This is a genomic window from Planctomycetota bacterium (genome assembly GCA_016235865.1).
In the GTDB taxonomy this organism is placed as follows: Bacteria; Planctomycetota; MHYJ01; order JACQXL01; family JACQXL01; genus JACRIK01.
Genome location: JACRIK010000018.1, coordinates 117,225 through 132,070 on the forward strand (window position 1 = coordinate 117,225; position 14,846 = coordinate 132,070).

The window sequence follows — 14,846 nt, forward strand, 5'->3', positions numbered from 1 at the left end:
GGCTTATTTCTTTTTCTCTAGTTCAGTTACGGTATTTAATAAATCCGGATAGCTCGGCATGGAAGTATACTCCCTGATTATTTCACGTTTTGTTTGGCTGCTGCTTATTCCGCTGGCGACTCTGGTTAATCTGAATGTCTCTTTATTTTCTTTAGTAGGCCGTTTAGTATTTCCGTAAATTTCATAAATATAAGATGGATTTTTATCGACCCCTTCCTGATAGACTTCAAAATAATAATCCGCATAACGGAATCTAGACTCATTAGAATGGGGAAAAGGTGTAATGCGTTCTTTAACGATAATCACTTTTGGTTTTATATTAATAATGTCAAGTACGATTAGTTCTAAATAGCCGAAGTTAAGGCCTTGGTCAAATCTCTTAAGGTAAATTTCTTTAATCTGGGCTCTTAATTCTTCTCCTTTTTTATAATCCTGCTTAGCGTGGTAACACTGAATCAGTGGTTCATAGGCGCGCCAGAAAGCCACATCAGATTTGAGGATGTTTTCCAATTCCTTAATGGCGTTGTCAAACATACCTCTGCTCTTATAGATAAGCGCCTTGCCCAGCGTGGCATCAAGGTAGTCCTTGTTGTTCTGTAATATCTTGTCCCAGATTTTCAGCGCCTCGGTGATATTGTCAGTTTCGTAATGCACCAGAGCTGTCTGATGTAGGACATCCAATGATTCGGGTCTGAGTTTTGCTGCCATATCCAGGTATTGGAGCGCCTCCTTATATTTTTTGCTATCCAGGTAGAACTGCCCGAATCCGAAATAGACCCAGAAACGCAGTTCTTGATTAGGCGTTTTGGACTCCAGCTCCAGCGCCCGCTTAAATGCGTTCTCTAATTCCTTGTCTTCCGCCAGGCGTCCGTAGAGATAATAATAGAGCGGATTCTGCGGTTCGGCGTTCATTTTCAGCAAGTATTCTTCTTTCAGGTCATTCAAGCCACCCCACTGGCGCATAAAATTCTGATAAGCCCGGTGAGTTTCTATATCATTGGGATTACTCGCTATCTTCTGGCGGTATTCGGCTATCTTTTTTTGGTTAGTTTCCTGCTGCGGTGTTAAGCTGGTTTTATCCGGCTCATTGGCGGTCTGGGCATAAAGACCGGACGTGATTGTTATCAGGACTAATATAATGCCAATATTCTTTAACATAGTTAGCCTCTTTTTATTTCCATCCCATTATCTGATGCATCTGCGGGATGATTCTAACATCGGACAGCTCCTTAGTAAATATATTGTGTATCCTAATAATCCGGTTCAGTACCGGGGTTTTTACGCCCCAGCGGACTGCGGAAACCGGCTGGAGCACCACCGGAATGTGTTTATTGATGCCGGCAATAATCCTTAGCGCCTTCTGATATTCAGCCAGGGGGGTGGTGTGATTCATTATAATTTTTATATAGGTCTCTGTTTTCTTACTATCTGCCAGGGTCAGAAATCTTTTAGTCGATTCCCATAGTTTGTTATTGCTTTTGGCATCAGACGGCATCTTGATATCCATGGATATAATATCTATCAGGTCTATTACTTGTTTCAGTTGTTCAGGCAGGGTGCCGTTAGTTTCAAGCAATATGGGTATCTTTAGCCGCCTCAGGTAGCGCAGAAACACCTTTAGGAATGCGGCATGCAATAACGGTTCTCCGCCGGTCAGGGCAATGGCGTGGTAATGCGGGAATAGGGCGGTCAGCCGTTTTATGGTGTGTAACAGATAACCGTTCTCCATCGGATTGCGGCATGTATGCGAGATTTTGCCAAAAGGCGCGGTTTCTATCCGGCAATGTTTGGGTATGACCAATCCTTCAGGGGTATCGCAGTAAGAGCATCGCAGGTTACAGCCGGCAAGGCGGATAAAAAGATGAGGCCGGCCGACATATAATCCCTCGCCCTGGATGGAAGAAAATACAGAAACGACAGGGGCGTTAGCCATAGGGGTGTATTATATTAGAATCCGTCTTGCAGTTCAAATAATAAGGGGCGCTCCGATATTAACCGGAACGCCCCTTTATCCGTTAAAGAACCGATGTTAGTTCTTGGACTTGTCCGTGTTCTCTTTATTTTCCTTGTTGGTATCGCCCTGGCCCTTGCCCTGTCCAGCGCTGTCGCGGCCTTCGCCTTTGCCGCCGTCTCTGACGCCGTTATTATCATTGTCCTTGGGAACGGTTCCGGTTACATCCATACTACCCTGGGACGTATTGGGCTTGCGGTTCTTACCTTCATTCCTTAGTTTCGGGTTGCAAATCGGGCAGGTTCTGGGATTATGCGGCGGTCTCAGGCGGGCATCTTTATCGTTACCCTGTCCGGAATTACCGTCACCGGGCCGGTCTACCTTGCCGCTATTGGCATCATCGCGGTTGTCGCCTCTGCGTTTGTTGTCAGATGAGCCGGAACTGCCTCCCTGCGGTTGTTTGGGCTGTGTTTTCGGCCTGTCGACGCCTTCTCTCTTGGGCGGCAGTTTTCTGTCGTTACCCTGTCCGGAATTGCCGTCACCGGGCCGGTCTATCTTGCCGCTCGTGGAATCGTCGCGGTTGTCTCCGGCGCCCCATTTACGCTTGGGCGGAAATTTATTATCGCGCCTGTCCTCGCGGCGGTCACGGACATCCTCGCGTTTGTCTTTGGCGTCCTCACGTCTGTCCTTGACATCTTCGCGATTGTCGCGCCTGTCTTCTTTTCTATCCCAGGCATCTTCTTTTTTATCGCGTCGGTCTTCGGCCCTATCCCATTTGCCGCCATCTGTTTTGCTGTCACGTTTATCTTCTGCTCTGTCGCGTTTGTCCTCGCGGCGGTCTTTGATATCCTCGCGTTGATCGCGTTTGTCTTCGCGTTTGTCTTTGATATCCTCGCGGTTATTGCGCTGGTCTTCTTTCCGGTCCCGGACATCCTCGCGCCGGTCCGCGCCCCATTTACGCCTTAAGGAAGAATTATCCTTCCTGTTTTCATCGCCTTGACCTTTGCCCTGGCCTATGCCATTGCGTCCTTCGCCCTGGCCGCGGTCCCGGACTCCGGAGTTATCATTATCTTTGGGATTGGTAGTCTGCGGAGGTTGTCGCTTGGGCGATTCTTTCTTGGGCGGCAGATGCCGCTTGCAAAGTGGGCAGGTCCTGGGGTCATGCTTGGGTGGTTTTACCCCGGGTTTTTTATCATCGCCCTGTCCGGAATTGCCGTCGCCCGGTCGGTCAACCTTACCGCTCTTGGCGTCATCGCGGTTATCGCCTTTACGGTCGTTGGCTGATGGTGCATTCTTGTTGGGAGTGTTTTTATTGCCGGCCTTGGGTCCGTTGTTGTTTCCGCCGGCCTTGGCCGGCGCCCTGCCAGGTTCAGCGTACAACGAGGCAACTAAACTGACTAACAGCATTACTGCCAGCAGATAGCCCATTCCCTTTCTTATGTTCTGCCACATATCCCTGCTCCTTTCGTTAGAGTCCGTTGGACCCCGAAAGCATTCGGGGAACTTACGGACTCTTACGTCCCGCCGTATGGCGGGACATCTTGATTATTATTTATTATTTCCTCCTGCCTTTGGCGGAGGGTTAGTTTTGTTTGGTTGGTGCCTTTTCTGGCCTTGCTTGGGAGCGCTATTATTATCGCCGCCTTGCTTGTTGTTATCCGGTCTCTTGGCATTATCAGGGTTTTTCTTTCTTTGTTCATCGCAGAGCTTCTTCAGCTGTTCCCGTCTCTGTTCGGGCGGAAGCTTCTTGAGTTCCTCAACCTTATCCGGTCCCAGTTTCTTCTTGAGGTCTTCCTCCAGTAGTTTCTTGATTTCCTTACGGCGTTCCTCGGGCGGAAGGTTCTTCAGCTCTTTCCTCTTTTCCTCGGGCAGTTGCTTGACCGCATCGATGGTATGCTGGACCATTTGGCGTTTGGCCGGGGTCATGTTCTGGATTTTGTGCATCAGTTCCTTGCGTTTTTCCGGGTCCATATTCTGGAGCCGTTCCTTAAGCGCCTGGCGTTTCTCCGGCGGCATCTGCTGGAGTTGCTTATGGGCCTGCTGGAGACGTTCCTTTTCCTCCGGGGTCATCTTCTGGAACTTTCTGAAGGCCGCCTTGGTTTTCTCCTTCTGCTCCGGAGACATCTTCTGCCACTGTTCCTTCCGGCGTTCCATCATCATCTTGCGGAAACGAGGTTTTTCATCGGATGATTTACCGTTGTCTTTATTATCCGTTTTATCTTTGGCGTTGTCGTCTTTGGTATTATCCTGAGAAACGGACGGCGTATTATTTCCCTGATCCTTAGCCGGCTGGTTATTCTCTTGTGCAGAAGAAATCAAAGCGCTTGCTGTAAAGAGTAGCGCCGCACACGCCATCATCAATAATCCGTGCAATCTGAGGAATCTGTGTTTCATAATTATTCTCCGTTCAGGTCCGCATCCATAATCTCGGGCATTGCCTCAACCAGTTCATAATCCTGGACGATATCCGCCACTTGGGCGGTTTCCATGTCCTCTAAGAGTTCGATATTGGCGATTATCTCGGTATCTGAGCCGTTAAATGGGTTGACCAGCCAGACTAGGGCGGCCACCATAACCACGGCCGCCGAGGCCAGCAATCCGACCCGGCGCCAGCCCAGATGGAACCTATAGGCGCGTTCTAATTTATCTATCTTTTGGTTAAGCCCGGCCTGGAGATTGCCGGTTGCCGGCGCAACCTGATAGGCATCCAGCAGGGTATCCAATTGCTCCAACGCCTTTAACTCGCTTTGGCAGGCGGGGCAGGCACCCAGATGCGACGCTATCAGGGCCTTTAATTCCGGTGCCGTCTCGTCCCGGCGGTAGGCCTCTAACTCATTAATAACCTCATTACACTTAATCATATTAGCGCTCTCTTTCTGACGATGGTATAAACACACCGGGGTGTGAAAAGTTACGGTGAAAATAAATAAATTAATTACAGGCCCATGCCCTGGGTAATCTTGAATTCGGAGAAATCCTTATTGCCGAAGCGGTTCAGAGTCAATTTGTCTATAATAATAGAAGGCGGTTTATTTAGGGCTATCTCAGCCACAAGCTTGCCCAGCATCCCGGCTCGCATAAAGCCATAGCCGTTATCGCCGGTAGCCAGGATAAAATTGGGTATCTCAGGCATCCGGCCGATAATCGGCATCCGGTCCGGCGTGGCCGTGACTAACCCGGCCCAGCTGTTGGCCACGCCCGCATCGGCCATCCCGGGTATCAGGTATGAAATCTTCTGGGCAATCTCTTCCAGGAATGCGTTGTCAGCCTTCTGCCGGAACTGGTCCGGATTCTCCTCGGTTTCGGTGGTGCCGTCGCCGGCCAGGAGCAGTCCGCCGGTCTCAGAGTGGAAATAGACATTCCGGTTAATATCATAGACCGCCGTGATGTTCTGAGGCAGGGGATGCGAGGGTTTCAATACCGCAATCTGGGTCCGGTATGGCTTTAAAGGCAGTTTCAGGCCCAGCAGTTCGCCCACCTTCTTGGCCCAGCATCCGGCCGCATTAATGAGCAGGGGAGTGGAGAATGTTCCCTCGCTTGATGTGACTTCAAAAATATCGCCAGTTCTGCGGAGGCCCGTAACCGGCGCCATTTCGTATAGCTTGGCGCCGTTTCGGCGTGCTTCCTTGGCAAAGCCGTTGACAATCTGGAATGGGTCGAGATAGCCGTCCTCCGGTGTGTATAGTCCGGCCGGAAAATCATCCAGATGCATCCAGTGCCCGAGATGTTTGCGGATGCCGGCCCGGTCCAGCCAGTCGGATTTGATATTATATTTATTTAACAGTGTCTGCGAGTCCCTGAGATATTGTTCCTCCTGAGCAGTGGTGGCCAGATAAATCAGGCCGCTCTGGTGGAATTTGATATCCTTATTGCGTTTGATAAGTTCCCGGTAGATATCCAGAGAGCCCTGAACCAGCTGGACGTCAATCTCATTGGCCCACTGGAGTATGGTCAATCCGGCCGCCTTGCCGGATGAGCCGCTGCCCAGCAGGTTCTTTTCCAGCAGGACGATATTTCTGGCTCCGGCCTGTGAGAGGTGGTAGGCGATGCTGGCGCCGATTACCCCTCCGCCGATGATAACAATATCTGCTGTCTTGCTCATAGTTAGGAGAATTTATATTATTATAATTGATTTTACAATAATATCATGATAAGTAATTTCGTAAGCGGATTAAGCGGATTTGGCAGATTGAGCGGATAATCTGCGGAATCTGTGCAATCTGTGGTTAGAAAGGTATTTTATGTCAGATTTGATATGGTTAAACGGCGAATACATCAAGCGCAACGAGGCCAGGATAAGTTTATACGAAAGCGGACTGCTTTACGGCTACGGGGTTTTTGAGACCATCATGATAAACAAGGGCCGGGGCTTCCAGTTGACGGCCCATTACGACCGGCTCAAGACCTCGGCCAAGCATATCCGGATGCCGGTCCATATCAGCCAGAAATCGCTGGATAAGGTTATCAGTCGGCTGGCCCAGATAAACAGCATTGAAAAGGGCTATGTCCGGATGGTCGTTTCGTCTTCTGAAGAGCCGATGAAGTCAATGAGGTTCTCATCGTCAGCCGAAGAGCCGAAAAAGGGATTGGATGAGACCGGAGAATATCAGACCTCCTCGATGATACTGGTCGAGACCGGTCCGATATCGCCGGACTATGAGAAATTCCGCTCCTCCGGCGTGAATGTCATTCTCTATCCGTCCCGGCGGAGCGCGGACACGGCTTACTATCGCCACAAGACCCTGGCTTATATGGAAAACCTGATAACCCGGCGCTGGGCATTCAAGAACAAGGCCCTGGAGGCGATTTTCGCCAATACCAACGACAATATAATGGAAGGCACGCGCAGTTCGTTCTTCATCGTCAAGGACCGCAAGGTTTTTACGCCGTCCATCGAATCCAATATTCTGGCCGGGGTGACCCGGGACGTGGTCATGGGCCTGTGCACCAAGAATGCCATCAAGGTCCGGGAAAAACTTATGACCAAGGAAGACATCTTCACCGCGGACGAGGCATTCCTGACCAGCACCCTGATGGAGATCATGCCGATCATCGCTTGCAAGGTCGAGAACAAGAATGGCGAGATAGACACCAAGGTGATAAAGGGCGGCCAGGTCGGCCCGGTCACCCGGGTGCTCCAGACCAGTTTCCGTGATTTGCTGGAGATGGCGTAATTATATTATTAAGATTGGAAAAGACCTGATGCCGAATAATGAAACGGACCCCGGACGCTCAAAACTATCCCGGCTGGCGGACATCCTGCTGAAAATCGCCGCTTTCTTTATCATCCTGGAACCTATCTGGATGCTATTGCCCTTTGCCGGGTTCCTTTACGGCTCGGTCATGCACATCCAGATGCTCAGCAGTAATCCCAAGCTATCCTGGCTGGTCTATTTCGTCCTGCCCACCCATACGCTCTTCCCGGTCGGCATAATTTTGGTAGTAGTCGGCTTTATGATTTTCCTTATCGGCGCTTCCCAGATATACTACGCCAAACTCTTCAAAAAAGGCATGGTCACCAAAGGCATCTACCGGTTCTTCCGCCATCCGCAATATGTATCGCTGTCGATTTTCTGCATTGGCATCATCCTGACCTGGGGCCGGTTCATCACCTACATCGCCTTCTTTGTCATGCTCTGGCTCTATTATTATTTATCCAAGAGCGAGGAGCGCCAGTGCCAGGCCGCCTTCGGCGCCGAATATGACGCCTACAAGAAAACGGTCTGGTTCCTGTTCCCCGGAGAGGGGCTTCTGTTTAAGCTCTGGGCTGGCGTGCCGAAACCGAAACTGCCCAAATCGGCCGCAATTGCTGTCTCAGGCATCCTGGTTATAAGTTTTGCCATAGCCAGCGGTTTCTTTATCCAATGGGTTCGGGCTGAAACCCGGCAGACCATTCCCTGCATCCAGGCCAAGAAAACATTCACCGGAAGCTCAGCCGAGGTTGACCTGATTATGGTCAAGGGACCGGCTATGCAGGCCGCGCCTTTTGAAGCCGGGCGGACCGAGTTTATGGACAAGCAATTCCAGGCGCTGATGGCCTCGGCCAAGATAAATAAACTGCTCGGTTATCTCGGCCTGGGCGAAAAAGATACTGTTCTGGTCTTCCTGACTCCGGGAAAAAATTGGCACGACCAGATGGGCCGGCACGACTCCAATAAAGTTGATTTATTTATTCTTGTCCTGAATACCCCGGTCAAATACAATGGCGCTAATTTCAGTCAATTCCGGCGCGCTTGGGCCATCCGCAAGGCCGTATTCGTGGACGATTTCTCATATCAGGCGTTCAAGGAAGGCAAAGACCCGGCCCAGGGTGAGATGACCATTCCGGGACCGCCGCGGGGTGAATTTCCTGAATTCCTGCGCGTCAAGTTTGAGGAGCGGGTCGATTTCTTCCTGAGCGGGCTGTAAATCCTAACGTCAATACACCCACACACCAATGTATTGGTGTGCAGGGTACATTGGTGTGCGGGATAAAAGAGAATTGAAGACGGCGTTCCCCGAAATTCAAAAATCAATTTGGCTTGACAAACCGTCATTTGTTATGTATGAGAACAATTGAATGAAACGCCAGAAATTACTTGTAGTAACCCCGCCGAGGCGGGCGAATCTATCCGATTATCTTAACCAAATCAAAGCAGCTCTGGACCAGCAGGACTATAACAAGGCAAAACGATTAGGTGGGATTGCATCAAAGAAACTTGCTTCTTTAGAGCATTCTCCGCTTGAGGAATATTTATTATACAGCAGATTGGGACATTCTCATTATTTACTGGCGCAGTATTCTTTTGCTTTGGATGCTTTTTATAAAGCATTTCTGATAGCCCAAAAGAATTCTTTGCATCCGGCATACCAAAATTATATTTCAGCCCAAATGGGAGATATTCTTCGTTTAATTGGAAATATCAGCCAGGCATTACGGCAGTTCGAAAAAGTAGGGCAGTACTACAAGCAGTATGGCGATGGTGTTTCGCCTATGAATAAGCAGTTGTATGGCGGCTATTTACTCAGCCTGGTGGGTTGTTATTTGCATCAAGGCAAACCCGATAAAGCAAAGAATATTATAACCATTAGTGAAGCAGATGATAGCTTATCACAAACCCAGATGTTTTTAATGGATTATAATCACTTTAAAGGAGAGTATCTGATATTGGTGGAAGAATACAATGATTCCAGGGAAACGTTTCTAAAATGCATAGAAATATGTAAACAAAACAACGACCAATGCGGTTGGTTACAAGCATCGATACACCTCGCCCAAATTGACCTTATAGAAGAAAAAATAAGTAACGCTATTAAATTATTGAACATAATTCTAAAATCTGCCCGGCAATTAAAACTTAATGACCTCATTTGTGAATCAGGACTTCTTTTGAGCAAGTGTTATTTGCTTAAAGGTCTGCCTGATAAAGCTATTGCTATGGAGCAACGGATTAAACCCATTCTCTCAAAATTAGATACGGCCTGGCTCTATGAAAAGACCCGTGAGTTTGAGAAACTCTATCGCCAGTTGTCCTCCACAGGCGGATCCCGCTTAGCGGGACAATCATCTCCAAAACCCCTGCCTGTCCCGGCTGCACCTGCGATTCTGGTCAAGACATTGAATCACCGCTACGAAACTTCGCCGTATAAAGAGATGGTCATTGGCAGTTCCGAGTTAATGCGCGAGGTATTTCAGTTAATAGAGAAGATTGCGCCATCGGATTTGCCGATTCTAATCCAGGGCGAAACCGGCACCGGCAAGGAACTGATTACCCGGGCGATTCACGCCAAGAGCCAACGGGCCGAAAAGGTCTTCCTAGCATTTAATTGCGGGGCGATACCGGAGTCGCTCATGGAAAGCGCGCTTTTCGGCCATACCAGAGGCGCCTTTACCGGCGCCACTGAAGACAAGAAGGGATATATTGAACTTGCCTCGGGCGGAACGCTTTTTATAGACGAGGTTGGTAATATGTCCGTTGGGATGCAGCAGAAACTCCTGCGCGTCCTGGAGGAGAATCTGGTCTGGCGTATCGGCGCGCAGAAACAGGTATCTGTTAACACTCGGTTCATCTTTGCCAGCAATCAGAATGTCGAGCAGTTAGTTCAGCGGAAACTTTTCCGCGAAGACTTGTTTTATCGTATCAATACTATTGTGCTCAACCTACCGTCTTTGAAAGAACGCCAAGACGATATTCCGTTATTGATAGAACACTTCCTTAAGAAATATGCCACTGGAATGCAGAATGTAGAATTGGGAGTGGGGAATGAAAAATTCCGCATTCCGGATTCCACACTCCGCATTCTGATGGACTATTCCTGGCCCGGCAATATCCGCGAACTGGAAAACGAAATTCAGAGAATCTGCGTCCTGCACCCTGAAGCAAAGATTATCACTGAGCTGATGCTTTCTGAATCAATTCGTACTTGTATGTCTACATCTCTATCTATAGCTAAGGATATATTGACTCTTAAAGAAATAGAACAAAATAGTATTGTGGAAGCGCTTAAAAGATGTAACGGTAATATGACTAAAACAGCCGGGCAACTTGGACTTACCCGGGCCGGTCTTTACAGAAAAATGAAACGGCTTGGAATAAAACCGTCCCTTGTTACCATATCGTAACATAGCGTATATTTTATATACACCATCTTAATAAATGGCAATTAGCATACGGCATACCTTTGTCGTAACCGCATTATTTATAATGTGTTAATACAAAATTAATCTCCCCGTATTATTTTACTAAATCTGGCACGCTATTTGCTTATATAAGAGTAAACTGATTAAGCAGATACAGTGGAGTAAACAGATTTCCGTTAAATCAGTCATATTTGCTGAATTAGCTTACTAAATTTAGGATGTTTTTATGAGTAAATTAGCCGCTATGCAAAGCAGATGCCCGCCTTTGAGTGAAAATGATGTCCTTAATCTCCGGGGCCAACCGGCATGCAAATCCAAACTATTGAAAGATGAGGAATGGGTCTATTATTCTTTACCTAACTATACCGAGGAGCATTATTTCTTCCGAAACGGACGTTTGGTGAGATGGAAGGAGATAAGGATATGACAAAAAAATGGATGGCGGCTCATCTCAGCAAAGGCGTAATAATTTTTATTACCTTAACCTTACTCCTGATAACCACCAGTTGTTTTAACCGCAAGAAATCAGCCCCACAATCCGGCAGCAGCGCACTGCCCGACGCTTTCCAGACCATACTGCCGGCCGACGGTGCTATCAATGTGGATGTCTTCTCCGCGCCAGTGCCGGTGGCTTGGAACGGCTCAAGCAATGCCACCAGTTATATCCTGGAAGTAGCCAAGGAAGACGATTTCGCGCCGGTTAATATGCTTTATTCTGCCACCTTAGGTCCAAATACTACCAATCACTCCGTGACCTACGGCTTGTTATCGGGCGGGGTTTGGTATTACTGGCGGGTCACGGCTGTCAATGCCAACGGCACGACAGTTTCATCGGATGCGCCATCGTGTTTCTATACCTCATCAGGCGGCATTATTCCCGGCGCATTCAACTTAGCCGCGCCCATTGATAATGATTCCGGGCTGGTCCTGACCCCTGAACTAGACTGGACCAATGCACCCAAGGAAAGCAAATACATCGTCTATCTGGATAACGACTCCAATTTCTCCTCGCCGATTTATACGGACACGACCAGGCCCGGCGAACTGGGTATCCAGATCCCCATCGGGGCGGGGCTGACCGAGACCTCACGTTATTATTGGAAGGTTGATGCAATTAACTACTTCGGAAACCGGCAATCATCAATTTATTCGTTCGTGACCGGCCCGATAAAGTATTACACTATCACGCCCACTGCCGCGACTATCACAGCCGGTCAGGGCGTGACGATGACCATCACGGCCTATAATTCTAATAATGAGATAGTTTCTTCACATATTCCATTTACGATGACGATGAATTCCGGCACCGGACTTACCTACTATACTGATAATACCTTAAGCACGATAAACAGTACCGGCACATATGCAATGACTAATGGAACGGCAAGGGTTTATCTAAAGATAACCGTAGCCGGATCGATTGCGATTACCGCCACAGACCGGGCCGGACGGACAAAGAGTTGTGATCCAATTACCGTCAATGCTGGACCTGTTATCTTGGTAACCGTTTCCGGTCAATCATCCATCGCATCGGGAGTAGAGTCGTCTTCATATGCTGCGGCTTCCTATGATGCCTATAATAACACGGTTGCCGATACTTATACCTGGTCAAAGGCCAACGGCACCGGTACAGCCACGCAAAACATAGATAAACTCACGGGTATTTTAGCCGGCACAGTTACTATTACAGCGACATCCAATGCAGCGCCTACTATATCAATGGGTAAAACAGTTACCGTTGTTCAGGGGGGGGTCGCTACAATAACTGTTTCAGGCCCAGATCCGATTACCTCAGGTATACAATCTTCGTCATACACTGCGGTTTCCAGAGATTTTAATAACAATATTATCTCAGATACCTATATTTGGTCTAATTCAAATGGTACCGGCACTGCCACCCGTAGTGTGGATAAACTTACCGGCGTTCTGGCCGGAACCGTGACGATTACGGCCACTTCGGTCTCGGCACCAGCTAAATCAGGCGGCAAAATAGTTACAGTAGCCTCCGGAGCTATTACCACAGTAACTGTTTCAGGCTCAGACCCGATAACCTCTGGGATCCAATCTTCCTCGTATACTGCAGTATCACGAGATGCAGCCGGTAACATAGTCGCGGACACCTTTGCTTGGAGTAAAGCCAACGGCACTGGCTCGGCCAACCTGGTTGCGGATAGATTGACCGGTGTAATATCCGGCACAGTCACCATCACCGCCACCTCGGTTGCTGCCCCAACTAAATCCGGCGGCAAAACGGTTACGGTTATCCCCGGCGCAGTTAACGCCGTCACCGTGGCCGGCCCTGATCCAATTACCTCTGCTGTGGAATCTTCATCATATACCGCGGTTTCTAGAGACATTAATAATAATATTGTCTCAGATGCTTATACCTGGTCACATTCGAACGGCACCGGTACCGCCACCCGTAATGTGGATAAGTTGACCGGTGTAATATCTGGCACAGTCACTATCACCGCCACATCAATGGCTGCTCCGAGTAAATCAGGCGGTAAGCTGGTTCAGATAGTCCCGGGCGTTGTTAACATGGTAACCGTGGCCGGCTCCGACCCGATTACATCCGGTATCCAATCGTTGTCGTACATTGCGGTCTCCAGGGACATCAATAATAACACGGTCTTAGATACCTATACTTGGACAAAAGCAGATGGGAGCGGTACGGCCAACCTTAGCGGAGATAAACTCACGGGTATCTTAGTCGGCACAGTTACCATCACCGCCACCTCAAACTCTGCTCCGGCTAAATCAGGCGGTAAAACAGTTACCGTTGTTCAGGGTAATATAGCCACAGTAACTGTTTCAGGCTCAGACCCGATTACCTCCGGCATCCAATCATCGTCATACACCGCGGTTTCCCGGGACATCAATAATAACCTTGTTTCAGATACCTTCACCTGGAGTAAAGCCAACGGCACCGGCTCGGCCAATCTCAGTGTTGATAAGTTGACCGGGGTAATATCAGGCACAGTAACTATCACCGCCACCTCGGTGGTGGCGCCGGCTAAATCCGGAGGCAAGACTGTTACCGTAATCCCAGGCGCGATTGTCTCAATAACAGTATCCGGAAATGCTAACATTGTCTCAGGACTGGAGTCCAACCCCTACATTGCGTTATCAAAGGATGTTGCAGGGAATATCGCCGCTGACACCTATACCTGGACCAATGCCAACGGCACCGGCACCGCCACCCGCAATGTAGATAAGCTGACTGGGATAACCGTAGGCACGGTCTTCATCACCGCGACCTCAAATGCCGTTCCGACTTTATCCGTTGGCAAAACAATTACCGTTGTTCCGGGCACTGCGGTTGCTACTGTAGAGGTCTTTGGCTCCGATCCGATTACCTCCGGTGTTCAATCCGCATCATATACTGCGGCTTCAAAGGATGCGGCCGGAAATATAATTTCAGACAGTTATACCTGGACTAAGGCGAACGGCACGGGTTCGGCTACGCTCACCGTTGATAAACTGACCGGGGTAATATCCGGCACAGTCACCATCACCGCCACCTCGGTGGCTGCACCAACTAAATCAGGCGGCAAGACCGTTACGGTTATCCCGGGCGCAGTTAACACCGTCACCGTGGCCGGTTCTGACCCGATTACCTCTGGTGTGGAATCTTTATCATACACCGCGGTTTCCAGGGACATTAATAACAATATTACCTCTGATACTTATAACTGGACCAAAGCCAATGGTACCGGCACAGCCGCAATTAATGGCGCTCAACTCACCGGCGCTCTGGCTGGTACGGTTACCATCACCGCCACATCAGTATCTGTTCCAACTAAATCCGGCGGCAAGATGGTTACGGTTATTCCGGGCGCAGTTAACACCGTAATCGTTTCAGGGCAAGACCCGATTGCCTCTGGTGTTGAATCCTCTTCATATAGTGCAGTATCCTATGATGCAGCTGGTAACATTGTTGTAACAGATGCGCATACCTGGTCAGAAGCCAACGGCACCGGTACAGCCACACTTAACAGTGCTAAGCTGACCGGGGTAATATCCGGCACAGTCACCATCACCGCCACCTCGGTGGCTGCTCCGACCAAATCAGGCGGCAAGACGGTTACGGTTATTCCTGGAGCAGTTAATACAGTCACCGTGGCCGGCCCAGACCCGATTACCTCTGGTGTGGAATCTTCATCATACACCGCGGTTTCTAGGGACATCAATAATAATATTGTCTCTGATACTTATAACTGGACCAAAGCCAACAACACCGGCTCGGCTAATCTCAGTGTGGATAAATTAACC

At 49.0% G+C, this 14,846-nt stretch carries 11 protein-coding genes; 5 read left to right on the top strand and 6 right to left on the bottom strand.

The window, feature by feature from the left end; genetic code table 11:
* Positions 1-3: 3 nt before the first annotated feature.
* The 6 genes from HZA49_05460 to HZA49_05485 form a co-directional block, all read right to left on the bottom strand.
* Positions 4-1,158, bottom strand: coding sequence for a hypothetical protein (locus tag HZA49_05460; GenBank protein ID MBI5778885.1), 1,155 nt, complete (start codon positions 1,156-1,158; stop codon positions 4-6).
* Positions 1,159-1,171: 13 nt separating this feature from the next.
* Complete coding sequence (locus HZA49_05465; GenBank protein ID MBI5778886.1) at positions 1,172-1,933, bottom strand: 7-carboxy-7-deazaguanine synthase QueE; 762 nt, start codon at positions 1,931-1,933, stop codon at positions 1,172-1,174.
* A gap of 96 nt (positions 1,934-2,029) precedes the next feature.
* Complete coding sequence (locus HZA49_05470) at positions 2,030-3,403, bottom strand: hypothetical protein (GenBank protein ID MBI5778887.1); 1,374 nt, start codon at positions 3,401-3,403, stop codon at positions 2,030-2,032.
* Between the two features lie 96 nt (positions 3,404-3,499).
* Positions 3,500-4,345 (bottom strand): DUF3106 domain-containing protein, encoded by an 846-nt coding sequence (locus tag HZA49_05475; protein ID MBI5778888.1) that lies wholly within the window; start codon positions 4,343-4,345, stop codon positions 3,500-3,502.
* A gap of 2 nt (positions 4,346-4,347) precedes the next feature.
* A complete protein-coding gene (locus HZA49_05480) occupies positions 4,348-4,812 on the bottom strand; it encodes a zf-HC2 domain-containing protein (GenBank protein ID MBI5778889.1) in 465 nt (154 codons plus the stop codon).
* 74 nt (positions 4,813-4,886) lie between these two features.
* Positions 4,887-6,053: an FAD-binding oxidoreductase gene (locus HZA49_05485; protein ID MBI5778890.1), complete on the bottom strand. Its 1,167-nt coding sequence runs from the start codon at positions 6,051-6,053 to the stop codon at positions 4,887-4,889.
* Between the two features lie 139 nt (positions 6,054-6,192).
* Between HZA49_05485 and HZA49_05490 the strand changes: the two genes are divergently transcribed.
* From HZA49_05490 to HZA49_05510, 5 genes are all read left to right on the top strand, one after another.
* Positions 6,193-7,125 (top strand): aminotransferase class IV, encoded by a 933-nt coding sequence (locus HZA49_05490; protein MBI5778891.1) that lies wholly within the window; start codon positions 6,193-6,195, stop codon positions 7,123-7,125.
* Positions 7,126-7,153: 28 nt separating this feature from the next.
* Positions 7,154-8,359: an isoprenylcysteine carboxylmethyltransferase family protein gene (locus HZA49_05495; GenBank protein ID MBI5778892.1), complete on the top strand. Its 1,206-nt coding sequence runs from the start codon at positions 7,154-7,156 to the stop codon at positions 8,357-8,359.
* Positions 8,360-8,510: 151 nt separating this feature from the next.
* The gene (locus HZA49_05500) at positions 8,511-10,553 is read left to right on the top strand and encodes a sigma 54-interacting transcriptional regulator (protein ID MBI5778893.1); all 2,043 of its coding nucleotides are present in this window, start codon (positions 8,511-8,513) and stop codon (positions 10,551-10,553) included.
* A 244-nt stretch (positions 10,554-10,797) separates the two neighbouring features.
* Complete coding sequence (locus HZA49_05505; GenBank protein ID MBI5778894.1) at positions 10,798-10,998, top strand: hypothetical protein; 201 nt, start codon at positions 10,798-10,800, stop codon at positions 10,996-10,998.
* Positions 10,995-14,846, top strand: a 3,852-nt coding sequence (locus HZA49_05510) for a hypothetical protein (GenBank protein ID MBI5778895.1), incomplete at its 3' end; no start/stop codon positions are given. The genes HZA49_05505 and HZA49_05510, both read left to right, overlap by 4 nt.